The organism is Acinetobacter sp. ANC 4910 (assembly GCF_004331035.1).
GTDB lineage: Bacteria > Pseudomonadota > Gammaproteobacteria > Pseudomonadales > Moraxellaceae > Acinetobacter.
This window is the reverse complement of the sequence record NZ_SJNT01000002.1, coordinates 265715-290087: the sequence shown is the minus strand read 5'-3', so window position 1 is coordinate 290087 and position 24373 is coordinate 265715. Positions and strand designations below refer to the sequence as shown.

Genomic DNA, 24373 nt, shown 5'->3' with positions numbered 1-24373 from the left:
ACACGCTGTGTAAATAAGACCATAACGAATAGTCATAAACAGTTGTGCTGGCGACAATAGCAAGAGTGAACCACCTGATCCCTTCCCGAACTCAGAAGTGAAACCTCTTAGCGCTGATGGTAGTGTGGGGTTACCCATGTGAGAGTAAGTCATCGCCAGCTCATTATTCTAAACACCCCCTAACCAACGTTAGGGGGTGTTTCTTTATTACACATTATAAAATAAGAGTAAATTTATTTGCCCATTCTATAATAAAACTCTCCAATGATAAGAAATATAAGTTGAGGTCGATCCTGTTGAAGGCCTTATTGTAATAGTGTGGTGAGATTAGCTTATTTCTTTTAGGAAAATAATGACTTTACATTACAGTAGCTCTAAATAAAACTTAATATATGCATATCGTGCTTAAGCTGACCAAAAATTTAATTATTCAAAAGATTTTAAAGCTAATTCAGTTCTAGTGATTTGCGTAAGGTGAACTTTGATTTTTTAGCAATTTTGTTGTTGTCAGTGCAACAATCTAAAGGTCGAGTGTAGAAATTGGTCTCATTATAGAAATTTTGAAAATATTCTTAATAAAAATCAATCTATTCTACTGCATAAAAAATTAAGGAAATATTTACATGCGGATAATTCTTGTAAAAATAATAAAGAATAGAAAAGTTTTGCATTAGGACTGACGGGAACATATCTTTAACTCTAAAGATGCTTAAATTATATTGTTCGATCATTCGTATTCCATAATTTACAGGGAAGAGTTTTAACAACATATAATCATGTTGGTCCATTATTTTTATCATATGGGTTATTGGGGGATATTAATATGATCAAATGATTCGTGATTTAAGAATAAATGATTAGCTCTGAGATAACATAAAATTATCGGTGAACTTAAGTGCAGCAAAATTTTGTATGACTTTTACTAAAACTATGCTATAAAAATATTAATCGGCATAAAAATTGCTTATATTTAATGATTAATAATGAGTAGGATTATATGAAGTTATCGGTTGGACTTAAAGTTGCGAACTCATTGTCGTTGACTCCTCAGTTGCAACAAGCCATTCGGTTGCTTCAATTGTCTAGTTTAGAGTTGGAACAAGAGATTCAGATTCAACTCGACAGTAACCCATTATTAGAAAAAGTAGAAGAACAAAATAGTGTCGAAAGTTTATCAAGCTTAGAAAAAGAGCATGAGAATAGTGATTTAACCAATGAATTAAATGCAGATCATTTACCCGATGACTTGCCTGTGGATACGGATTGGGATGATGTTTATACTCACCAATCAACCAGTTTGGGCAGTCCTGAATTTGAGGAACGAGAGGATAACCGCCAAGGTCACATCGGCTTAAAAGAGCATATGCTCGAACAAATTAATTTGCTTCATTTTTCTCAAGTTGATCGTTTAATTGCCTACTGTATTATTGACTCATTGGATGATAAGGGGTTTTTGGATGTCGAAATTTCAGAAATTACCACATCAGCTCAACACCTTTTAGCGTCTATGGATTATGATGAAGTCATAGAAGATGACGAAGTCATTGTAGTTTTAAAATACATTCAACGTCTTGATCCAATTGGAATTGGTTCTAGAAATCTGGCTGAATGCTTAATGGTTCAACTGGAAAGTTTACCTGCTCAAACAACTTATCGTCATGAAGCGATGATTTTACTTAAACATTATGAGTTGTTAATTTCGAACGAGCTTGCAAAACTGCTCAAACAGACAGGGCTAAATACGGATCAACTCAAATCTGCGGTGAATTTATTAAAAACATTAAAAGCACACCCAGGACTTGAGTTTGAAGATAAAGATTCTGATTACCAAATTCCTGATGTTGTGGTCATGAAACGCAATGATCATTGGCAAGTTCAATTGAATCCTGATGTGATGCCTAAATTAAGAGTAAATTCATTTTATGCCAGCATGATCCGTCGAGCTGATCAAAGTGATGAAAATCAATATTTGCGTAATCAAATGTTGGAAGCCAAGAATTTTATTAAAAGTGTAGATGAGCGTCATAAAACCTTATTGAAAGTGGCCTCTTGTATTGTCGAACATCAAAAAACATTTCTTGAGATCGGTGCTGAAGGGATGAAGCCTTTGGTGCTGCGTGATATTGCAGAAGAAGTTGAGTTACATGAGTCAACTGTTTCGCGGGTGACAACCAATAAGTATATGTTGACGCCACGTGGGCTATTTGAATTGAAATATTTTTTCTCAAGTCACGTCGGTACAACGTCGGGTGGGGAAGCATCTTCCACAGCAATTCGTGCGAAAATTAAGAAAATGATTGCAGAAGAAAATACGCGTAAGCCTTTGTCTGATAATGCGATTGCCAATATGTTGAAGGATGAGGGAATTGATGTGGCACGGCGTACGGTCGCAAAGTATCGTGAGTCGTTACACATTCCGTCTTCTTCTGAGCGAAAAGTCTTGATCTAAAATTTAAAGTATGATTATTCTAGAGATTCATTATTACGAAATAATGAATCTCTTTTTATTTTAAAGGATAGTTGAAATGATTTGATCAGATTGTGCAGATTCTTTTCTGGCTGTGAAACATTTCGGCTGTACCTTTGCTAATCCTAAAAGAAGGTGAGGGATAGAATTATGCAAATAACAATTCGTGGTCATCATTTAACTATCACCCCTGCAATTGAAGAAAATATTCGTGAAAAATTTGCTGAAATGACGAAGCATTTAGATCAAGTCAATAGTATGCAGGTGAAGCTGTCAAAGGATCATCAAATTGATAAACATTCAAAAAAAGGTAGTGCGAACCATATAGCTGAAGCGATTATTCGTTTACCTGGAATTGAATTGTTTGCACAGGCCACGGCAGATGATATGTACACTTCGATTAAAAAATTGACAGAAAAATTAAAACGACAATTACATAAACATCGAGAATTGCAGATGGAGCATACTCCACTTTTAGCTTGATCTTGATTTTAATCTAGGGAGGTTTGTGATAAACCTCCTTTTTTTATATATAAAAAATTGTGCGATGAGTGCATTATTTTTCCTGATTTATAGTAAAATGGCGGGTTTTACACCATTGGTCCTGTATAGAGGTCTTTGTCATGAATAGTGAACAGCTCACTGAAATTTTAAAAACTGCTTTTCCTGAAGCTGAAGTTGCAGTTAGTGGGCAAGCGGGCAAGTTTGACCTCCGAATTGTTGATGATCAGTTTGAAGGAAAACGTCCTGTTGCACGTCAACAGACTGTTTATACTCCGCTGAACTCTTACATCGCAAGTGGTGAAGTTCATGCTGTGACCATTCGCGCAATGACAAAAGAAGAATGGCGCAAAGCTAGCCTTTTTGGAGCTTAAAAATTAATGGATAAATTTTTGATTCAAGGTGGCGTTAAGCTCGAAGGTGAAGTTCGAATTTCGGGTGCAAAAAATGCGGCATTGCCGTTGCTTGCAGCCATGATTTTGGCGGATTCACCGATCAAATTGACCAATGTACCGCATTTAAAAGACGTGAATACTCTGGTGCAATTGATTGCTGGTTTAGGTATTCAAATGACCTATGAAGGTGATACGGTTACTGCAGATACCTCAACTTTAGATAACCAATTTGCCCCTTATGAATTGGTTAAAACCATGCGCGCTTCAATTTTAGTGCTTGGTCCTTTGGTTGCACGTTATGGTAGTGCTAAAGTTTCTTTACCAGGTGGTTGTGCAATTGGTTCACGTCCAGTAGACCAACACTTAAAAGCGCTTGAAGCATTAGGTGCTGAGATTGAAGTTGAAAATGGTTACGTACATGCCAAAGTTGATGGTCGCCTAAAAGGTGGTGAAGTCGTTTTTGACATGGTGACTGTGGGTGGAACAGAGAATATTTTAATGGCAGCTGCGCTCGCGGAAGGTGTAACGACCATTCGTAATGCTGCACGTGAACCTGAAATTACCGATCTTGCGAAAATGTTAATCAAGATGGGCGCAAAAATTGAAGGTTTGGATACGGATACGCTTGTAGTAACAGGTGTTGAAAGTTTACATGGTTGTGAATATGCCGTTGTAGCCGATCGTATTGAAACAGGTTCATATTTAGCTGCCGCTGCGATTACGGGTGGTCGTGTCAAGACCACGCATACTGATCCAACTTTAATGGAGTCAGTACTGGAAAAATTTGAAGAAATGGGCGCGGAAGTGACTCGTGGTGACGATTGGATTGAGTTGGATATGTTGGGTAAACGTCCAAAAGCAGTGAGCTTCCGTACGCTTCCTCATCCTGAGTTTCCGACGGATATGCAAGCACAGCTTATGGCTGTAAACGTGATCGGTCGTGGTTTTGCGACCATTTCAGAAACGATTTTTGAAAACCGTTTTATGCATGTGCCTGAGTTGTCTCGTATGGGGGCAAATATTGAAGTTGAAGGAAATGATGCAATTGTAACAGGTGTCGAGAAGCTTTCTGCTGCACCCGTGATGGCAACAGATTTACGTGCATCATTCTCTTTGGTCTTAGCTGCATTGGCTGCTGAAGGTGAAACGTTGATTGACCGTATTTATCATATTGATCGCGGTTATGAAGATGTTGAAGCAAAATTACAAGGTTTAGGTGCTCAAATTAAGCGAGTAAGTGCATGAGTGACATGAGAAACGATGATCCTAATTTCAATGTAATGGGTAATTTTGATCATGGTTTAACATTGGCATTGAGTAAGGGGCGTATTCTCAAGGAAACTTTACCCTTACTTGAAACAGCGGGTATTAATTTACTCGAAGATCCTGATAAATCACGTAAATTGATTTTCCCAACTACACATAAGCAAGTCCGTATTTTAATTTTACGCGCTTCTGATGTTCCGACTTATGTTGAAAATGGTGCAGCAGATTTAGGTGTGGCAGGTAAGGATGTTTTAATGGAACATGGGGCACAAAATGTCTATGAACCATTGGATCTTAAAATTGCGAACTGTAAATTGATGACCGCAGGCAAGGTTGGCATGGAGCGTCCGAAAGGGCGTTTGAAAATTGCGACCAAATATGTCAATTTAACGCGTCAATACTATGCCAGCTTAGGTGAGCAAGTTGATGTGATTAAGCTGTATGGTTCTATGGAGCTGGCACCTTTAGTTGGTTTAGGTGATTACATTGTCGATGTAGTGGACACTGGAAATACTCTACGTGCCAACGGCTTAGAACCATTGGACGAAATTTGTAAAGTGTCTTCCCGCTTAATCGTGAACAAAGCAAGTTTTAAGCGTAAGCAAGCCTTGTTAAATCCGATTCTTGCACAGTTAGAAATAGCTGTTGAAGAACGTCAAAAAGCAAAACAAGCTTAATTTGACAAACTTGATAAAACCGCCCTTTAGGGCGGTTTTTTTATTTTTTAATCGAAGAAAATAAGGTTGTATAAATGACAGGCTAGATCATCTAACAAGGCTTAAATCTCAAGGTATCATTTAAAAATAGAGGTGTGCATACTGAAAATCCTATAACAAAGAAAACAACCATTTATTTCAAAATTACCCAATTTCCCTTATATCGATGAATTGTCTTTTATTGAAGTTGCTGATGAAATTAAGCCGCGATCAGCCGAACAGATTGTAAAAATGTAGGATAGCATTTGTTTCTTATTTTGGCGGTTTGACGATAAAGCGTGAATAGATCGATTACAAAAATTGATGTTGAAGCTGATTTAATCTCAAACAAACTGGCCATGATCAATCGGGCTGCCTCTGTGTAGATAGTTTTTATATTATCTGGAAACACGAAGCTTATGAGACAATATTATGCGTATTGAGTGCGAGCAAAGCATAAATTTTCTATAGACATTGCAGATTGTTATTGTTGTGATTTAATTTATTTATGCATGTAAAACGTTTGAAGCGGGTATGGCTTGTCTCAAACTTTTAAATATTAAAAAGCTAGTTGATGAGGTTGATTCGATCTCTTGTTATGACTAGGCATGTATAAGGTGAGATTGAAAAGGCAGATGGCTAGAGGATTTCTCATCTGTCATGTGCACGGGGCTTTAAATGGGTTGATACAGCGTGATGGTGATTGGAATCATCTTGATGTGAACACCTAATCCAGTATTTTTATATTGATGAAAGTCATTTCCGATGGGGCTAAGTTGAAATGCTGATGTTATCTTGCCCACAACCTCATGGAAACAAGGTAAACTAACGCTTTCCAATTCAAACCTTGTGGGTAAATTGATGCGACGTTTATCGACTCAAGATCAAAACTTCAAGCAGACTTTTGCAGACTTGTTAGCTTTTGAAACTGTAAGTGATCCTGAACTTTTAAAAACTGTAGACCAAATCATTGCTGATGTTCGTCAGCATGGTGATGCCCATGTTCTTAAACTTACCCAACAATTCGATCGACATCCAGCGCATCAATTTTCAGATCTAGAACTGACCCAAACTGAACTAAAAGCTGCATTTGAGGGTTTAAACTCGGAAGTGCGTGAAGCACTGGAGTTTGCCGCAGAACGTATTCGTGAATTTCACCAAGCGCAAAAACAAGAGGGTTGGACCTATGTGGATGCTTTGGGCAATACCTTAGGTCAAAAAGTTACGCCTTTAGATCGCGTTGGTATTTATGTACCTGGAGGCTTGGCGTCATATCCATCTTCTGTATTGATGAATGCTGTGCCAGCTCATGTGGCGGGTGTACCTGAAATTATTATGGTGGTTCCAGCACCGAATGGTGAGTTGAATCCATTGGTATTAGCCGCGGCTTATTTGGCTGGTGTAACGCGTGTATTTACTATTGGGGGAGCACAAGCAGTTGCTGCCTTGGCTTATGGTACAGAAACGGTTCCATGTGTAGATAAAATCACTGGGCCAGGTAACCGTTTTGTCGCTGCTGCGAAACGTGCGGTGTTTGGTCAAGTTGGCATTGACATGATTGCAGGTCCTTCAGAAATTTTGGTGTATGCTGAGGGTGAAAATGATGCGAAATGGCTCGCTATGGATGTATTGTCTCAAGCCGAGCATGATACCGTCGCTCAAGCCATTTTCATTACACCTGATGAACAATTACTGAATGATGTTGCCCAAGCGGTAGAAGAGCATTTAGCAGTATTACCCAAAGCAGAAATTGCACGGACTTCAATTGCAAATCGAGGAGCTTTGGTCTTGGTCAAAGACCGTCAAGAAGCGATTGATTTAATTAATCAGGTTGCACCAGAGCATTTAGAGCTTTGCTTGGATGAAGCACAGGAAATGGCTGAAGAGATTCGCCATGCCGGCGCGATTTTTATGGGGCGATATACACCTGAAGCGATTGGTGATTACTGTGCAGGCCCGAATCACGTGTTACCGACTTCGGGTACGGCGCGTTTTTCATCGCCACTCGGTGTGTATGATTTTCAAAAGCGTTCAAGTTTGATTATGTGCTCTCAAGCAGGGGTAAAACCTCTGGCGAAAACGGCAGATATCTTGGCGCAGCAAGAGAGTTTAGATGCCCATGCCCGCTCAGCACGTTATCGTTATCAATAAATTATTTTAAAACCTCTTCCTAAACCTCTCCTAAAAGGAGAGGGAACGCCTCGATGAAATCAATAACGAGGCGTAAATTCCTCTCGCTGAGTAAGCTTAAAGGATTTCTTTAAGGCGAAGCGTAAGAGAGCTTAGGAAAGGAAATATAGAGAAATAAAATGTCAAATATTAGTCCAGCACAAATGCGTTTTTGGAGTCCTGAAGTACGTGAATTAGAACCGTATGTACCAGGTGAGCAACCCAAAATTCAAAATTTATTAAAATTAAATACCAATGAAAACCCATATCCGCCATCTCCTAAGGTGGTAGAAGCTGTACAAGCGGTACTAGTAGATTCTGCGGATGCCTTACGTTTATATCCAGATCCTGATGCTTCTGCATTAAAGCAAGCAATTGCTAAACAGCAGCAGATTGATGTCGCGAATGTTTTTGTCGGGAATGGTTCAGACGAAGTTTTGGCACATATCTTTAAGGCTTTTTTTGTCCAAGATAAACCCATCCTTTATCCTGATATTACCTATAGTTTTTATCCTGTTTATAGTCAGTTCTTTGGGGTTCAAACACAAGTTTTACCTTTGAATGATGCTTTTGAAATTGTGGTAGATGACTATAAGCAAGCCAATGGTGGCATTATTATCACCAATCCGAACGCGCCAACCAGTATTGCTTTAGGGTTGGAAGCGATTGAGGAAGTCTTACAAGCTAATCCAGATTCGGTGGTGGTGATTGATGAAGCTTATGTCGATTTTGGCGCTGAATCTGCGGTTAAATTAGTGGAAAAGTATGAGAACTTGGTGGTTTGCCAAACCACATCCAAGTCTCGTTCATTGGCTGGTTTACGTGTTGGTTTTGCGATTGCACAGCCGCATTTAATTGCAGCACTCGAAGCGGTGAAAAATAGCTTTAATTCTTATCCAATCGATCGTTTTGCGATTGCTGCAGCCGTAGCTTCTTTTGAAGATCAGGCGTATTTTGAACAGCAATGTGAAAAGGTCATTCGCAGCCGTGAAAAATTGGTCAATGAGCTACAAGCGATTGGTTTTGTGATATTGCCGTCTAAAGCCAACTTCATTTTTGCATCTTTACCCAATAAAGATGCGGGTGAATTGGCAGCTGAATTACGTGCATGTGGCATTATTGTGCGTTATTTCAATAAGCCACGCATTAATCAATTCTTGCGTATTACCATTGGTACCGATGAGCAAAATCAACGTTTGGTTGAAACGTTAAAGCAAGATATTCTGGCTTAAGATTGCGGCTTCTGCCATGTGTTGAGTAAATCTAGCATGGCAGAAACTTTATCAAAACATTCTTGGTATTCAGCATCGCAGTCAGAGGCAATGGTGACTCCGCCGCCCGCCCATAGAGAAATATCCTGTTGATATTTCTGAATAGAGCGAATCAAAATATTCCATGAACCTGTGCCATCAAAATTAAAATAACCTAATGATCCACAATATGCACCACGTGGCGCGCCTTCTAACTCTTCAATAATTTGCATGGCACGAATTTTGGGTGCGCCTGTAATTGAGCCACCAGGTAGCGCTGCCAACAATACATCTAAAGCTTTGACATTGGGTTTCAGGGTTGCTGTGACTTCACTGACCATGTGATGAACTTGATTAAATGATTCAATTTCAAATAATTTTGGTGTTTTAACCGTCCCTGTTTCTGCATAAACACTTAAATCATTACGTAACAAATCTACAATCATGACATTTTCAGCCTGATCTTTAGACGAGTGTTGCAATTGGTGTTTAGATTGTGCATCGCGCTCTGCATCTGCATAACGTGGCATAGTGCCTTTAATTGGTTTAGTCACCAGTTTTTTTTCTGCTAAAAATTCGATAAACAGCTCAGGAGAGCAGCTCAGTAATTCGAAGTCTTCAGTTTTTAAATAACCTGAATAAGGTGCATCAGTTAACTGCCAGAACTCTTGTGCCACAGAAAGTAAACGCCCTTCAGCTTGTCCTTTAAATTCTTGGGTCAGGTTAATTTGATAGCAGTCTCCCGCTTTAATATATTCTTGTACCTGTGTAAAAGCATGTTGATATTGTTGCTTATTCCAACGTGCTTGACAGCTTTGAGTCAGCTGTAATGGAGTGACATTAGATGTCGATTCTAATTTGTTCTGAATGAATGTGAAAATTTGTTCAGCTTCTGGCTCATCACTATAAAAATACCAAACATCATCCTGAAATTTTAAATAAGTTTGAAATAAACCAAGCCAAAAACTAGGTTGATCTTTTGAGTGAACCTTCACATGTTGTGCACTGGCAAAATCATAACTGATGAAGCCCATGAATCCGCCCTGAAAGCCATCAGAATTGGATTGATTATTTTCGAACTGTTTAAAACTTAAACTAGATTCAATGGGGATATATTGGTCAAGTTGTGTTCTTTGATAAGTTTGACGGACGCCATTTTTTACACATTCAAATTGACATGGAAGAAAAGAAATGACCGGGCTTTGATTGTTTTTTAAATAAATTAAATGTGGAAGATCATCGAGATATGAAAGAATTTCCTGAACATTAACAGGTTGATCACAAATCACATTTTGGAAAAGAGCAGGGCTGGTCATATGCTTAATAAAGCTGGCATCAAAACTATATTCTATATTTTACTCGAATGTGAAGGAAACAACACAGTAAATACCGTTTGTCGGCAAGATTCACATTACGACCAACAGCAGTTGAACAAAAAATAGCAGACCTATAACGTTATGGGTGCCAACGGATCACTCAAGGAACTATGTACTGTTGTCGAAAAACAAATAAAACAACAGATGCATCGAGTGGTTGACATTAAAGAAAAAGAATACTCTTGGGAGAGTGGAACATGAAAAAATTAACTAAACTTGTTTTAGTTTCTTCAATGGCTATTAGCGCGAATGCGATGGCTATGCAAGCAATGGACGATGCTTCATTAAGCGCGACAACGGGTCAAGATGGTTTAAATATCGGTATTGGCATTTCTAAAGTCGAGATTGAGAAATTATTCATTCATGACAATGACGGCCTTGCAACAGCTGGATTGGGCGGTACTTCAACTGCTGGTGCCATTGTAATTAAGGGCAATGGTACAGGTGCGACGGCAACCAAAGGTATTGTGATTGGTGCCAACTATGATAATGCTGGTGCATACTTACTCGCTTCACGTAACCTTGCAGACTTAACCATTGACACGGATGCAGGTACTTCAGGAACAGGTGGTGCGTTCCTGAACATTGGTGCTCAGGTTTCTGGTTTAGATATTAAAATTGGTGAAATTGGGGTAACAGGTTCAGGCGCGCTTCCAACAGCAGCTTCAACCAGTATTCGTCGTGGTGGAGATGATACCAACTACAATGCAATTTTATCGGGTCTATCTTTAAAAACAGGTCCTATGTCTGCCAATATTCAATTGGGTGCAGCACCACAAGGGGCTATGGTGAAGTTGAATGCGACCATGATTGGCGGTTTAGAAATTACCAACCTCGGTATTTTGGATAACTCAACCAAACAAGGGACTGGTGATGGTACGACTGGTAACCGTGCAGCAGGTCAAATCTTCGTAGACAGCATTAAAGTTGCGGATGCAAATGCCAAAGATTTAACCTTGAATCAATCGATCAGTGTGATTGGTACAGAAGGTGCAAACAAAGGTTATTTACGTATCATCAGCTCTAGTGGTGCAGTCGATAACTATGTGAAAGGTGTACATTTAGGTAGCCAAGCGGCGGCATCAATTGGTGATGTGGAAGTACAAGGTCTACAAACTTATTACAGCCCAACATTAGGGGTTTATACACCTGGTGCAGTGATTACGATTTCTGGTCACTAATCATTTGGTAGGAAAAGCGCGTGAATTCACGCGCTTTTTTTTTACAAAAAACCATTCAGTTCATCGAAAAATGTAAGAAAAAGCTGTTTCTTTTTTTTAAAAACAGGTATGTTGTCAAAATACAAGGAAGTATAGAGTTTTTACTCTAGAAAAATAATAAATTTCAGGCACGTCATGCCGAATACCAGAAAGTTAGGGAATATGTTAGAGATCGCATTGGGCTCGGCATTGATGTATTATTTTGCCACGCAAGCCTTTGAAATAAAAGAAAAACCTCCTGAGGCAGTTTATTACACTGAAACATTAGATTCACGGCAAGATTCTTTTACTCGCATGCACCGTGAAACCGTTCAAATTCAACCTGCATTAATCGATCAATTTCGTGGCATTGTGCGTCAAGCCTATGACTATAGCTGTGGTTCTGCTGCATTAACAACATTACTCAATGGTTATGTGGGCACACAGTTGACTGAACAACAGACCATGACTGGCTTACTTAAGTTCGGTGAGTCTGAGCGGATTATTGAGCGTCGCAGCTTTTCACTACTGGATATGAAGCGTTTTGTTGCTGCACTCGGTTTAGAAAGTGGGGGCTATAAAGGTGAGTTTTCAGATTTAGTCGCGCAAGGACAGCCAGCCATTGTTCCAATCTCATATGCAGGGTTTAAACATTTTGTGGTGTTTAAGGCCTATAAGGATAGGCGTGTTTACGTCGCTGATCCAGCTTTGGGAAACATTAGTTTTGATGAAGAACGCTTTAAAGAAATTTGGGAAAATAACACCTTATTTCTAATTAGTGTTCCACCAGAACAACGTAAAAATTTATTGGCATTACAGGATAGTGATATGCGCCATGTTGAGGATGCAACAGTAAACCGTTATGCACTGGTTGATATTCAATATCCTCAGTTTTATATGGAAAAACTGGCGGATCGTGGGGCAACGATCTCAAGAATTGTCAATAATAACCCAGAATCAGAGATGAACGGCCAATATGTCGATCGACATTTACGCCTATATTACAAGAGCAAATAGAGCGGTTTAAAGCAAATAAAAAAAGAATAGAGTGGACGGAAATGAAAAATCAATGGATGAATAAAACTTTATTGGTGCTGAGTATTCAAATTTTGATGGGGACTGCTTATGCAGCCGATACGACAGCTGAAACACAGGGAACAACCGTTGGAGCTCAAGAAACAGCAGTTGCATCAAGTGTAGAAACCAATGCCACAACACCACCGCATGATGCTTCTAATGCATTGCAGCAACAAGAAGGTGATGCGACTAAACAAACCAATCTTGAAGAAGTTTTTACCTCAAACGAGCGTCAATATTCTTTAATTAAAAAAGGCGATATTTCTGCATTTTACGATGTGGATTATACCTATTATCGCGATACCCAATTAGATCTAGAAATGGCACAAGGTAGCCTGTATCAATTACGCGTACAGGAAAATGCCAGCCATACTTTGACCAATACTTTTACCGTACAGTATGGGGTACTCGATAATTTAACCTTCACGGCTTCATTACCACTAGTTGCAAAGACGGACAATTTAAAAGACACCTCCACCGCAGGCTTAGGGGATATCTCTTTAGGTACACGTTGGGAACCGTTCCCTTTAAAAACGGGACGTTTACCTTTGATTTTATTTGGAAATATCTCGACCAAAACAGGGGATAGTCCTTATGAAATTAATCCAACTTCCGACTTAGCTACAGGTAAAGGCTATTATTCAGCAGGTGTGGGTGCGAGTACACGTAAGTATATTGATCCTGTGGTGCTTTTTGCTTCTGTATCAGCGAACTATGGTTTCAAAGAATCGGGTTTAGATCAGCGCCGTGGTCCACGAGTCATTGAAGAGTTTGACCCAGGCATTAGTGGAGGTTTTTCATTCGGTTTCGCCTACTCATTTAACTATGATGTGTCTATGACCATGTCATACCAGCAAAGTTTCAATACGGGTGCAGAATTTACATATACCTCGGGTGAAAGTTACTCACCAGCCGATCAAACCAGTTCAACCTTTGCGATTTCATTGGGCGTACGTGTTTCACCAGACACCATTGTGAATGGCACTTTAGGTATTGGCTTAACTGAAGATGCACCCGATGTCTCTTTAGGTTTGTCCTTCCCATTAGATATTGCAGGTTTCGGTAAAAAAATCAGCTAAGAGGGCAGTCGCATGTACAAGGTACGACTTAGCCCGTTAGTTTCAGCGATAGTTTTATCGGGCTGTTCAAGTATGGCTTTTGCTCAACTCGGGCAAAATTTGTCAGTAGATATTCGATCACTTGCGATGGGGAATGCGGTCACAGCCGATCCACCTGGGGTAAGTGCGGTACATTATAACCCTGCGGCATTGACGAAAATTGAAGGTTTGCAAACAGATGTACAGGGGATTCTGGCAGACTTTAATATCAAACGTCAGTATTCAGCACCTGAAGGCTATAACGTTTTTGGTTATTCAGATGACCCGTTGGTGTGTAATGACGGTCCTGAAGTGGCTTCAGACATCTGTACGGATTACAAAGGCCCAGTAAATGGCGATGTAGAATATATCAGCCTGTATGTACCTTTTTTAAAGAAAGTCGTCGATTTAGGTGAGGGGATGCCAATGCTCGCGCCAACGGCTGGCGCAGCATATAAACCACCTGGTTCTAAAACCACTTTTGCCACAGCATTTTATGCACCCTTAGTGGCTGGATTCGGTGCAGAAAATGGCAATCCAAGTAACTTTATGGGACAACAGGTGGCATTGGAACGCTTTACTTATTTGTCACCATCTATCGCCTATGAAGTCAATGATGAACTTTCCATTGGTGCATCCGTGGGCATGTCTTATCAAGCCTTTGCCTTAAAAACAGATTTGCGTTTCCCGAATGAAATGATTGGGATGTTACGCATGATTGATGAGGTGGTTTGTACCCCATTTAAAGATAACTCGGATGTGATTACCGATATTTTATTACTCGGGATTTGTAATGCTCAAGAAGGAATGAATCCATTTGGCCGTTTTGGTCGGATGGAAGTCGCGATGGAACAATCATTGAGTCCGAGTTTTAACCTTGGGGTGATGTGGGAACCAACCGACGAATTTAGCTTTGGTATGGTGTATCAAAGTGCTTCAAAAATGCGTTTGAAGGGGAAATACACGATTGATAACTCGAAAGCGCCACGTGAGTTGATCAATGGTTTGATGTCTTCGCCTACAGGCCAGATTCTTGCGGCAATTTTAGGTTTTCCACAAAGTATTCCTGCGACGGAATCAGGTCTAGTGTCGATGGATTTTGAATATCCACAGCATATTCAGGCGGGCATCAAATATATGATTCTGCCAGACCTACAAGTCAATGTAGATGTAGGTTGGACAGATTATCGCGCATGGGACAAGTTCAAATTTGAGTTTGACCGTTCTATCTCGGCATTAAAAATTGCCAAACTCCTTTCGCCAGATATTACCGACAACAGTTTGTCATTGCCTTTGAAATTTGATTCACCTTGGAACTATGGCATCGGGATTGAATATTCGGCAACTGATCGTTTGAAGCTCCGAGCTGGATATGAACCAAGAACCAGCGCCATTCCCGATGATAAACGAAATACCATGGTGCCTATTAATAATGCACAATTATTTGGTTTGGGTGTGGGTTATCGCTTCGATGCCGATACAGACGTAGATTTATCCATTGGTTATTTACGCAGTAAAGACAGTATTCCTGCCAATACCAGTACTTTATCGAACCAAACTGGGGTGAATAATATTTTACTCAACCCATACGCGGGCTTAAACGTAAAAACCGAAACCAATATCACTATTTTAGGCTTGAGTTATCGTACAAAATGGTAAGACAAAACAATACAGCTAAGCGGTTTACGTGGGTGTCATCATCGACTTGGGTTTTATGTGGGGTGATGGCACTGTCTGCAAATGCGGGTGAGTTTTATACCATCATTGGGCCAGATGGTCGTCCAATGGTGATTCCTCGTGCGCCTGCGGAAACCCAAAAAGTGGAAGTTCAATCTAAGGTTGAGCTTTCATCAAAGCAAAAGACAGAACAAGAAAAAACAAAAGTAAAGGATGCGCCATCTGCACAGGTGGTTCAACCGATGCCAAAAGTACAAGTTGTTGTGCCACCGACTGTTGTCGCTGAAAAAGTTGAATCTCAAGTAAAAACTAAACCTCAACTTGCTGAAGCGCAAAAAACACCTATCGTGGTACAGCCAGAAATGGTTGATCAAAGTAAATCTATTCCACCAGTAAATAATGAAAAAAAACTCACGTCTGTTGAGTCACAAGTCGCTGTAACAGCAAAATTTACCGAAATCCCAAAACAAGTGAATGAGCAGCCCAGTCAGCACATTATTACACTTCAAACGCCACCCGTGGAACTCGCTCAATCACCTATAACTCAGAAGGCAACTTCTGCACAGGTTGAGCGGGCACTGCATAAAATTGAAACCAATGTGGCCATTGAAAAAGCCACACAATTAAAAAGCAAACAAGAAACCAGTTCGGTATCCACGCAATCTACACAAGAAGGATTTCTGGAAATTAATGGTGATCGTTATGTAAAAAATGAATATTTAGAAGGGAAAGAATTTAATTTAGAAAATAAAAAACGCTTTTATATCATGCCAGAAGGTGTGGTCGATAAAGAGTTAGGCCCACCTCGTTTGCAAGTGGTTGAACGCGAAAAAGGGGTGAATCAAGGTGTACTCGACCGATTATTTAAGAAGCATCATCCAGTTGAAAATTCAGTGATTACTTTATCGACCCAGTATTATCCAATTGCAAAAGATCAAGTGGTACAAAGCTTGGGTCAAAGTTGTTATCGCGATAAAAAAATACAAAAAGCAAAATTACTCAAAGCTCAGCAAGACGTCAATTTATGGCCTCGCCAACCGTTAAAGAATCATTTTGATTATGAAGTGGTGGAAGTGCAGACGGGCATTAAAAATGTGCAACTGAGTTCTTATGCCTCGAGTCAAAATCAACCGAGTTATTACTGGCCTTTTGTGGCTTTTCTGGATGAATCTGGTTGTGTCATTGAAGGCGTGACGGGTTTTAAAAATCAGGACCGTGCCGAAAACAAATATCGCCATGCTGTGATAGACGGCATGTTACAGCTACCTGCACAAACCAGATATATTTTTATGACCCCTTTACTTTCAGCAGTGGATGTTGAAGAGCAAGCATTAAGCAATCAAGGACAAATCAAACTGACCGCGGTTCGTTAGTTAGAAAAATAGAGTAATAGGAATGAAAAATAAATATTTATTAACCATCGCACTTTCAACGTTAATGTCAGGACTAACTGCTTGTGGTGGGGAAAGTGCCAATATTATTCCAGAGAAAAATAATAACAGCACGGTGAATGGCAGTTGTACTGTGGGTGCGAGCAATTGTATTCAGTTTGCACTGGATTATCCTTTTGATGGTTTAAATTTTTCCTGTAGTAGTGATACACAAAATACCTTTGTGACCTTGATGGATTTAAAGAATGGCGTTGCCACAGGCACCTGTAATTATAGTGATAGAGTCAATGTGTTCTTGTTGGGTAAAGCGGATAAACGGATTGCTTTAGGTTCCTTTCCAATCAGTAATATTGCTTTGGTCAGTACCGATCAAATTCCGCGTTTGACGGTATTAGATATTGCCAAAGGGATGACTAACCGTGATGCGACCGTGCTCGATCCAAGTGATGCTACAGTCAAAACCGCGATGAACTTGGTTAAAATTATTCAGGCATTGGCTTTACAACAAAAAAGTATTAACACGAAAACGGATATTCAAGCACTGTACATGAGTGATTCGATCCGTGAAAGTCTAGATAAAATTACCAGCTCGGTAACCGCACAACAGATGGTGAATGGAGAGTACGCCGCCATCATTAAACCGTGGTTAGATGTCTCAGTCATTTCAGATGCAGAAGCTTTTGCAGTGGTCAGTCAATTATTGAATATTAGCAATGCCGCGGTGTATCAGCCGGAATTTTCTCTATTCTCGACATCTGGCAGTGTGGTGAGTAGCTTAACGGGGTCGGATGGCTTAACGGGCTGTAATAAAGATGTTTGTGCTGCAAATGACACAACCACCAAACATTTGTTTGGACATTTTATGCTGTTGACGGATCGTCAAGGCTATACGTTTGGTAGCGGTTTGCAATGGAGAGGCTTAGCCAAATCAGGACTAACCTCAATTGCTGGGGTAAATGCCGAATTACTCCGAAGCTATAAACCCACCCGTATGACGGCATTGCCGCAAAACCATTGGATTAACCCGCTGAATAAGCGCATTGATCAAAATTATTATATTGGTGTAGATGACCCGAATTCAGATGACCTGATTATCAATCAAGGGAAGCTGTATAACGATTATATGATTGCGGGTAAGGAAAAATTCTATAAATTATTGACACAAAAAACCACGGTGACCACTGAGGACTTGAAAGACCTTGGACAATGGCAACAGCGTTATGGTGTCTCAGATACGTTTAAAGGTTCCTTAGATCTCTTTAAAGTTTATCCAATTACGTATTTAGATAAACAAGTATTTAAATCGAGTAACAATGTCTCGGCAGGTGAAAATTACATTTTTCCATTGTATGCAGATTTGACATTCAAATTCACCGATAGCAGTGTGCCAAGTCTAAAACTGGGTATTGTGATTGATGAGAAAGGTGATATTCGAACCAATATGAAGCCTGCTGCGACCGATACCGATATGAGTACAGGAAGTTGTAGCACAACAGTGGGCAGTAATTTAAAAGACAGTAATGGTGTGCAGCAATATCGCTTAGGCACAACATCACGTGCATTTATTGATGATCGTGCGATCTCTATTCGTATGATTTTAGGCGATGAAGCATTAAAGTCAGTCAATGGTGCTTTGATTGGTGTGAACTCAACTATTCAAATATCTGCCACAGGTGAAAAAATCGTGGTGGGTGGTGCTTTAGTTCACTTACAGAATTTATTAAATGCATCGACGGGAAGTACAGGACGTATCACCTTTACCGATTCTGCTGGCGATGCAGTCAAATGGGCGAACAGTTATGCCAGTTTTCAAAAGGTATATAATGCCAATAATACCGATGAAACGACGGATGACACGGCTTTAGCAAAATTAAGTGGCGGAACTTTAGAAATGAGTTTGGCCCCTTGCTATAGCGTTAAAGCCAAAAGCTAAATCTCGATATTCTGAATAAAAAAAGCCGATTCAAACGAATCGGCTTTTATTTTTATCAATACGTTAAACTGATTTAACCAGTATGGTCTAAACGCGTACCTAAGGTTTCTAAATGCGTAATAAACGCATTGGTTTTCCGATCAGAAAAATAGTGCTTAAGTGTTTGTTCTACACTTGGGAATGCTAATTCTGTCCACGGAATTTCATGTTCTTCAAAAAGGCGGCACTCAATACTTTCTTCGCCCGCACCAAAGCTTCCATTGATCAGTTGGGCTTTAAACAATACATAAATTTGCCCAATACGTGGAATATTGTACATGCAGTATAGTTGCTCAATTTCGACTTCTGCTTGTGCTTCTTCACGAGTTTCACGTGCAGCGCCTTGCTCCATGGTTTCAAACAGTTCCATGTAACCTGCGGGTAATGTCCATAAACCATAACGCGGTTCAATTGCACGGCGGCAAAGCAAAACTTTATTGTCCCACAGCGCCAAAGCACCACAAATAACTTTGGGATTTACATAATGAATATGACCACATTCTGTACAAACGCGACGTAATTGATGATCGCCAAGTGGAATTTTTTCAGTCGTTTTATGTCCACAATTTCCGCAGAAGTCCATATTCATCATCAATGATAAAGTTGCCACTCAGCATAACTGAAAAAAACAAGTTTGACATCTATTCTCTCCAATCCGATCAAAATTCAGCTATGATGAAATGAAGAACAACAGAGGTGAGTGATATGGATAATCGTTCATTAACACATGTGTTACAACAGCATTTAAGATTTTCGACCCGTAAGCGAGAAGCTGAAGCTGCCGTGTTAATTGCGATTACTGATGAAGCTGACCCCAAAGTGCTCTTAACCCGCCGTTCAGTGTACTTGTCTAATCATGCCGGTGAAGTGTCTTTTCCCGGAGGCAAACGAGATCCGCAAGACACCAGTAATATTGTGGTTGCGCTGAGAGAAGCCCAAGAAGAAACAGCTTTAAACCCGTTTGATGTACAGTTATTGGGTGATTTACCCATGCAAAAAGCCCGTAATGGTATGTTGGTCAAACCGATTGTTGGGCTTATTCCGCCGCAGGTTGAACTGACAGCTCAGCCTTCAGAAATTGATCGAATATTTTTTGCTTCTTTACAAAATTTGATGGAAGCACCGCCAACGCCACATGAAGTCCGTTATGCACAACAGTCGCTGTATTTTCCCAGTATGCGAGTTGAAGATGAAATTGTGTGGGGATTGACAGCCCGCATGTTGATTTCCTTATTCCAATATGGATTGAATTATCAAAAAGAATGGCCTTTTTTATTAAATTCGCCATTATTCTATGCCCAGCAGGCATTGCTCAAAACCAAAGGACGTAATTGAACATGATGTACAAATTTGCCGGACATGCACCCAAAGCTACGCATGTTCCTTTTGATGGATGGGTGGCCGACAACGCAACCGTAATTGGTCAAGTTGAATTGGGACAACAGGTCAGTGTTTGGTTTGGGGCGGTGATTCGTGCAGATAACAGTCGGATTCAATTGGGGGATTTTACCAACGTACAGGAAAATGCGGTCTTGCATACCGATGCGGGTATTCCGATGCACATTGGAAATTACGTCACTATTGGACATCAAGCCATGCTACATGGCTGTACGGTGGGCGATAATTCTTTAATTGGCATTAACGCCGTGATTTTAAACAATGCAGTGATTGGGAAAAACTGTATTATTGGCGCGAATGCTTTAATTCCAGAAGGAAAGGTGATTCCCGATAACTCTTTGGTGATGGGTTCTCCAGGAAAAGTTGTAAAAACACTAGATGCTGATGTCGAAGCGAAATTAAAGTTAAGCGCATTGCATTATGCTGAACATTATAAGAAATTTACCCAACTGGAAGTTTTTGAATTCTAATAAAAGCATTGTTTTTTAAACCAAGCGAATGCTTGGTTTTTTTGTATCTAGGCGGGGAAATTCTCGCGTCCAAGAATTGAGTAGAGTATGATAGCCCTCGTTTTTTAAGATAAAGTTGAAGCAAGGTTGAGCATGAAATTGCTGGCATTAGAAACAGCCAATGAACAGTGTTCTGTTTCTATCGTAGATGAAAATCAAGAGCTGTTTTTCCAATTAGATACGCGTGCAAAGGCTCAAACGCAAACCATTTTACCTATGGTTGAACAGGGCTATGCTCAATTAGGTGTAACGACAGAAGATTTAACCGCGATTGCTTTTAGTCGTGGTCCGGGTTCATTCAGTGGTGTGCGTATTAACGCAGCCGTGACTCAAGCACTCGCATGGGCACATGATCTCCCTGTGATTCCGGTATCAACTTTACAAGCTTTGGCGCAAGCCGCTTATCGGTTGCATGGTTTGACTGCTGTGACGACAGTACTTGATGCACGTATGAATGAAGTCTATATCGCGAGTTTTCAACTCGGTGATCAAGGCATTATGCAAGCGGTTGATGAAGAACAATTATTAGACTATCAACAGGCCGCCAGCATCACTCAATTTACCTTGGTGGGTTCAGGTTCAGCTTTAATTCAGCCTGATGCTTTAGAATTTAAAGATGTGGTCGCAACGGCACAAGATATTGCTCAAATTGCACGTGTAGCGGCGCTCAACGCACAATGGGTCAAGGCAGAACAAGCCCTTCCAGTGTATTTACGTGATAATGCATGGAAAAAAATTCCAGAACAAATTAAAGCAACTTAAGGTTAGATATGGATCTTTTATTATTGTTTAAAGCGGCCATAATGGGCTTGGTAGAAGGGATTACTGAATTTCTACCAATTTCAAGTACTGGGCACTTAATCTTAGCAGGTCAACTTCTAGATTTCTGGACCATCGAAAAAAGAGATATGTTTGCAGTTGCCGTGCAGATTGGCGCGATTGCAGCCGTAATTTATGAGTATTGGGGTAAACTTTGGGGCGCTTTAATTGGTGGTCTAAAAGGTCAAGAACAAGGTCGCCGTTTAAGCATTAACTTAATTATTGCCTCTATACCGATTGTGATTGTGGGCTTAACCTTTGGCGACGTTATTAAAGCTTATTTATTTAATGCGATTACCGTTGCGATTGCTTTAATTGTCGGTGGTTTTATTATTTTATGGGCCGAACGCCGTCCTCATAATATTCAAACGCAAGAAGTTGATGATTTAACCTATAAGCAAGCGACTTTAATTGGTCTGATTCAATGCTTAGCCTTATTTCCAGGCACATCGCGTTCAGGTTCAACCATTATTGGGTCTTTATTTTTAGGCGTATCGCGTAAAGCTGCGGCGGAATTTTCTTTCTTTCTCGGTATTCCTGTCCTAATGGGTGCAGGTTTGCTAGATATGTATAAAATGCGTGCCGATTTGCACAGTAATGATATGGCTGTTTTAGCTGTTGGGATTATTGTGGCATTTATCTCTGCGCTCATCGTCATTCGTGCCTTGATTCGTTATGTGTCTAAACACGACTTTACTGCATTTGCATATTACCGTATTGGCTTTGGTTTATTTATTTTGGCAACTTGGTGGACAGGTTGGGTCACTTGGTAATGCATTTATTTACGGAACCTCAGTTTCAAGCTCAGGCACAGCACTATGCGGCTGTGCTTGCATCCCGTGGAGTTGAGATTCAGCTTGAATTAATTGAAAAATTGAATGCGCGTTTTTTACGTTTAAATCCTGAATTGGCCCTGTGTGTCGATGAGCAAGGGCTCTGGTTATGTGCCAATGGCATGAAAATGCAGCCTGATTGGCAGGCAGAAATTCCACGTTTAAAACGTGCATCGCTAAAATCAGAAATGATTGCCCGTGCTTGTCAGTTGGCGGAAAAACCACGTTTAATTGATGCGACTGCGGGTTTAGGGCACGACAGTTTATTGTTAGCTGCACTGGGTGCAACGGTTACTTTAGTGGAACGCCACCCGATTTTATTTACGCTACTGGAAGATACACGACAGCAAGCATTGGCCGATTCTTATCTTGCCCCGATTGCAGCACGGATTCATTTGGTTTTTTCAGATTCAGCAGATTATTTAAAGCAATGTGCAGAGCAACAGCAGCACAGTGATGTAGTGTATTTAGACCCCATGTTCCCGCAACGTGATCAAAATCAACAAGCTATTAAAAAGCAAGCTCAAGTCAAAAAGCAGATGCAATTGTTACATTTACTGCTACCAGAGCACGGTGAAATGGATTTGGGGGATCAACTGCTGCCTCTGGCCCAACAGATTGCAAAACGTGTGGTGGTCAAGCGTCCTCGTCTGGCGGTATTTTTAAATGATCAACAACCTGATACGCAATGGCAGGGGGATGCTTGTCGTTTTGATGCTTACTTTCAGCTTGATCATCAGACCTTAGGATAATTGTTTCAATATTGGGCAAAGATTTGTTATATAGTTAAAAATAATATTGATAAAAAACCGATCAAGCATAAACTAGCTATGCAATCAAGCGAGTAGCACTAGCCACCTGAAAACCTTATGAAGATTGATTTTAAGCCCTCCATTAATTTTTGGCACGATTTTAAAAGCAACCAAATGGCGGGACTGTGGCTGTTTTTAGGTTCACGACGTGCATTACAAATTGTCCATCCTTCAATTTTACAGTTGATTTTCTGGGGGATATTAGGCGGTTGTGCCAATACCTTATTTAGTTGGCTCAGTGCGGGCGAAGTCGGTGAGTTTAACTCGCAAGGTTTGGTCAGTTATGCGCTATGGCCTTTCATTGCACTGATTGTTGGTATTTTCCTATCCCAACGGGTAAATAATCCACGTTTAATGTTGGTTCCCGCTTTATTGTGGTTGGTTTTAGATACCCATATCGCACTGCTACAAAGTTTTATCCAATATTTGGGCATGATTGATATTTTGCCTTATGCTTTTTATGATTATTTGCCGACCATTTTTATGGTGCTGTTTGTCTGGCAAAGTCTGGCGGTGGTTTGGGTGTTCGCCCGTGAGTTAAAATGGCCATGGTGGGAACGTGCGCTGATTATGTTAGCAACACTATTTACTTTGGTGGTGTGGCAGATGTCAGTGAAAAGTCAACCGATCTGGAAAGTTGAAGATGTCCCACCAACTTTTGCCGAAGATGCCTTTTATGCCCAAAGTCGACTGCTGAATAAGAATTTACAAGCCATTGAATATGGAGAGTTTGCTCAGTCACATTGGTACTTTTTAGGGGTGGCGGGTGCCAGTTACCAAGATGTCTTTATGTCTGAGGTGAAACGCATACGTGAACAATTTGATACTCGTTTTGGAACCTTTGGTCGTTCCATGATTTTGGTGAACAATCCTGCGACACGCACTGAAATTCCAATTGCTTCACGAACCAGTATGGAACTGGCATTAAAGCGTATTGGTCAGCAGATGAACCGTGAGAGTGATGTGCTTTTCCTTTATATGACCTCGCATGGTTTGCAGAATGAATTTGAAATGGAAAATGCACCACTCGATTTGGCACAAGTCGATCCAAAATGGTTAAGAGATGCGTTAGACCGTTCGGGCATCCGTTGGCGCGTCATTGTGATTTCAGCATGCTATTCAGGCAGTTTTGTATCGGCATTACAAAATGATAATACCTTGATTATTACGGCTTCCGCAGCTGATCGGGCTTCATTTGGTTGCTCGAATGAAGCGGATTATACTTATTTTGGTCGTGCGTTCTTTGATCAGGCTATGCGTGAACAGCATTCGATGAAAGATGCTTTTGCACAAGCCAAAGATACTGTGGCGCAATGGGAAACTGCTCAAGGCTTTGATCCCTCTGAACCACAATGGTCGATTGGTAAAAATATGGAATTGATGCTGCCACAATTAGAGCAACGTTTGTTTCCACCGACAACAACCACACCACCAGTTCAAGCGCAAGCGGTTATGCATACACCCTAAAAA

Annotated in this window: 21 protein-coding genes and 1 rRNA gene; 20 read left to right on the top strand and 2 right to left on the bottom strand. The window is 40.4% G+C overall.

Annotated elements, in window-relative coordinates; all coding sequences use genetic code 11:
• Positions 1-46: 46 nt before the first annotated feature.
• The 8 genes from rrf to hisC all read left to right on the top strand — a co-directional run bounded on the left by rrf (position 47) and on the right by hisC (position 8725).
• Positions 47-161 (top strand): 5S ribosomal RNA (gene rrf, locus E0H82_RS03215).
• 836 nt (positions 162-997) lie between these two features.
• Complete coding sequence (locus tag E0H82_RS03210) at positions 998-2449, top strand: RNA polymerase factor sigma-54 (RefSeq protein WP_131262963.1); 1452 nt, start codon at positions 998-1000, stop codon at positions 2447-2449.
• 168 nt (positions 2450-2617) lie between these two features.
• Positions 2618-2950, top strand: a complete 333-nt coding sequence (gene hpf, locus E0H82_RS03205) for a ribosome hibernation-promoting factor, HPF/YfiA family (protein WP_131262962.1) — start codon at positions 2618-2620, stop codon at positions 2948-2950.
• Positions 2951-3090: 140 nt separating this feature from the next.
• A complete protein-coding gene (gene ibaG / locus E0H82_RS03200; protein ID WP_131262961.1) occupies positions 3091-3342 on the top strand; it encodes a BolA family iron metabolism protein IbaG in 252 nt (83 codons plus the stop codon).
• Positions 3343-3348: 6 nt separating this feature from the next.
• Positions 3349-4608: a UDP-N-acetylglucosamine 1-carboxyvinyltransferase gene (murA, locus tag E0H82_RS03195; protein ID WP_131262960.1), complete on the top strand. Its 1260-nt coding sequence runs from the start codon at positions 3349-3351 to the stop codon at positions 4606-4608.
• On the top strand, positions 4605-5306 hold the full coding sequence (gene hisG / locus E0H82_RS03190; protein ID WP_116762818.1) for an ATP phosphoribosyltransferase: 702 nt from the start codon (positions 4605-4607) through the stop codon (positions 5304-5306). The genes murA and hisG overlap by 4 nt, the downstream gene beginning before the upstream one ends.
• A gap of 867 nt (positions 5307-6173) precedes the next feature.
• Positions 6174-7475 (top strand): histidinol dehydrogenase, encoded by a 1302-nt coding sequence (gene hisD, locus E0H82_RS03185; RefSeq protein ID WP_165492915.1) that lies wholly within the window; start codon positions 6174-6176, stop codon positions 7473-7475.
• A gap of 158 nt (positions 7476-7633) precedes the next feature.
• Entirely contained in the window at positions 7634-8725 is a 1092-nt protein-coding gene (gene hisC, locus E0H82_RS03180) for a histidinol-phosphate transaminase (protein WP_131262958.1), read from the top strand.
• Here the strand turns inward: hisC and pabB are convergent.
• Positions 8722-10059 (bottom strand): aminodeoxychorismate synthase component I, encoded by a 1338-nt coding sequence (gene pabB, locus E0H82_RS03175; protein WP_131262957.1) that lies wholly within the window; start codon positions 10057-10059, stop codon positions 8722-8724. The two genes, hisC and pabB, sit on opposite strands and share 4 nt — an antisense overlap.
• A 257-nt stretch (positions 10060-10316) precedes the next feature.
• On the opposite strand from pabB, the gene E0H82_RS03170 reads away from it, so the two are divergent.
• The 6 genes from E0H82_RS03170 (at position 10317) to E0H82_RS03145 (ending at position 18493) form a co-directional block, all read left to right on the top strand.
• Positions 10317-11300, top strand: coding sequence for a DUF6160 family protein (locus E0H82_RS03170; RefSeq protein ID WP_131262956.1), 984 nt, complete (start codon positions 10317-10319; stop codon positions 11298-11300).
• 201 nt (positions 11301-11501) lie between these two features.
• Positions 11502-12335, top strand: a complete 834-nt coding sequence (locus tag E0H82_RS03165) for a C39 family peptidase (protein WP_131262977.1) — start codon at positions 11502-11504, stop codon at positions 12333-12335.
• Positions 12336-12376: 41 nt separating this feature from the next.
• Positions 12377-13474: a hypothetical protein gene (locus tag E0H82_RS03160; RefSeq protein ID WP_131262955.1), complete on the top strand. Its 1098-nt coding sequence runs from the start codon at positions 12377-12379 to the stop codon at positions 13472-13474.
• 12 nt (positions 13475-13486) lie between these two features.
• The gene (locus E0H82_RS03155) at positions 13487-15151 is read left to right on the top strand and encodes an OmpP1/FadL family transporter (protein ID WP_131262954.1); all 1665 of its coding nucleotides are present in this window, start codon (positions 13487-13489) and stop codon (positions 15149-15151) included.
• Positions 15145-16542: a putative pilus assembly protein FilE gene (gene filE, locus E0H82_RS03150; RefSeq protein WP_131262953.1), complete on the top strand. Its 1398-nt coding sequence runs from the start codon at positions 15145-15147 to the stop codon at positions 16540-16542. The genes E0H82_RS03155 and filE overlap by 7 nt, the downstream gene beginning before the upstream one ends.
• A gap of 22 nt (positions 16543-16564) precedes the next feature.
• Complete coding sequence (locus tag E0H82_RS03145; RefSeq protein WP_131262952.1) at positions 16565-18493, top strand: hypothetical protein; 1929 nt, start codon at positions 16565-16567, stop codon at positions 18491-18493.
• A gap of 73 nt (positions 18494-18566) precedes the next feature.
• Here the strand turns inward: E0H82_RS03145 and E0H82_RS03140 are convergent, their stop codons facing one another.
• Positions 18567-19115: an NUDIX hydrolase gene (locus E0H82_RS03140; protein WP_131262976.1), complete on the bottom strand. Its 549-nt coding sequence runs from the start codon at positions 19113-19115 to the stop codon at positions 18567-18569.
• Positions 19116-19237: 122 nt separating this feature from the next.
• Here E0H82_RS03140 and E0H82_RS03135 point away from each other — a divergent pair, with 122 nt between their 5' ends.
• The 6 genes from E0H82_RS03135 (at position 19238) to E0H82_RS03110 (ending at position 24370) form a co-directional block, all read left to right on the top strand.
• Positions 19238-19867, top strand: coding sequence for a CoA pyrophosphatase (locus E0H82_RS03135; RefSeq protein ID WP_131262951.1), 630 nt, complete (start codon positions 19238-19240; stop codon positions 19865-19867).
• A gap of 2 nt (positions 19868-19869) precedes the next feature.
• Positions 19870-20400 (top strand): gamma carbonic anhydrase family protein, encoded by a 531-nt coding sequence (locus E0H82_RS03130; protein WP_131262950.1) that lies wholly within the window; start codon positions 19870-19872, stop codon positions 20398-20400.
• Between the two features lie 132 nt (positions 20401-20532).
• Positions 20533-21201 (top strand): tRNA (adenosine(37)-N6)-threonylcarbamoyltransferase complex dimerization subunit type 1 TsaB, encoded by a 669-nt coding sequence (gene tsaB / locus E0H82_RS03125; RefSeq protein ID WP_131262949.1) that lies wholly within the window; start codon positions 20533-20535, stop codon positions 21199-21201.
• An 8-nt stretch (positions 21202-21209) separates the two neighbouring features.
• Positions 21210-22031 carry an undecaprenyl-diphosphate phosphatase gene (locus E0H82_RS03120; protein ID WP_131262948.1) on the top strand — a complete coding sequence of 274 codons (822 nt, stop codon included), beginning with the start codon at positions 21210-21212 and terminating at the stop codon, positions 22029-22031.
• Entirely contained in the window at positions 22031-22843 is an 813-nt protein-coding gene (locus E0H82_RS03115; RefSeq protein ID WP_165492911.1) for a class I SAM-dependent methyltransferase, read from the top strand. The genes E0H82_RS03120 and E0H82_RS03115 overlap by 1 nt, the downstream gene beginning before the upstream one ends.
• A gap of 117 nt (positions 22844-22960) precedes the next feature.
• Positions 22961-24370 (top strand): C13 family peptidase, encoded by a 1410-nt coding sequence (locus E0H82_RS03110; protein ID WP_131262947.1) that lies wholly within the window; start codon positions 22961-22963, stop codon positions 24368-24370.
• Positions 24371-24373: the final 3 nt, after the last annotated feature.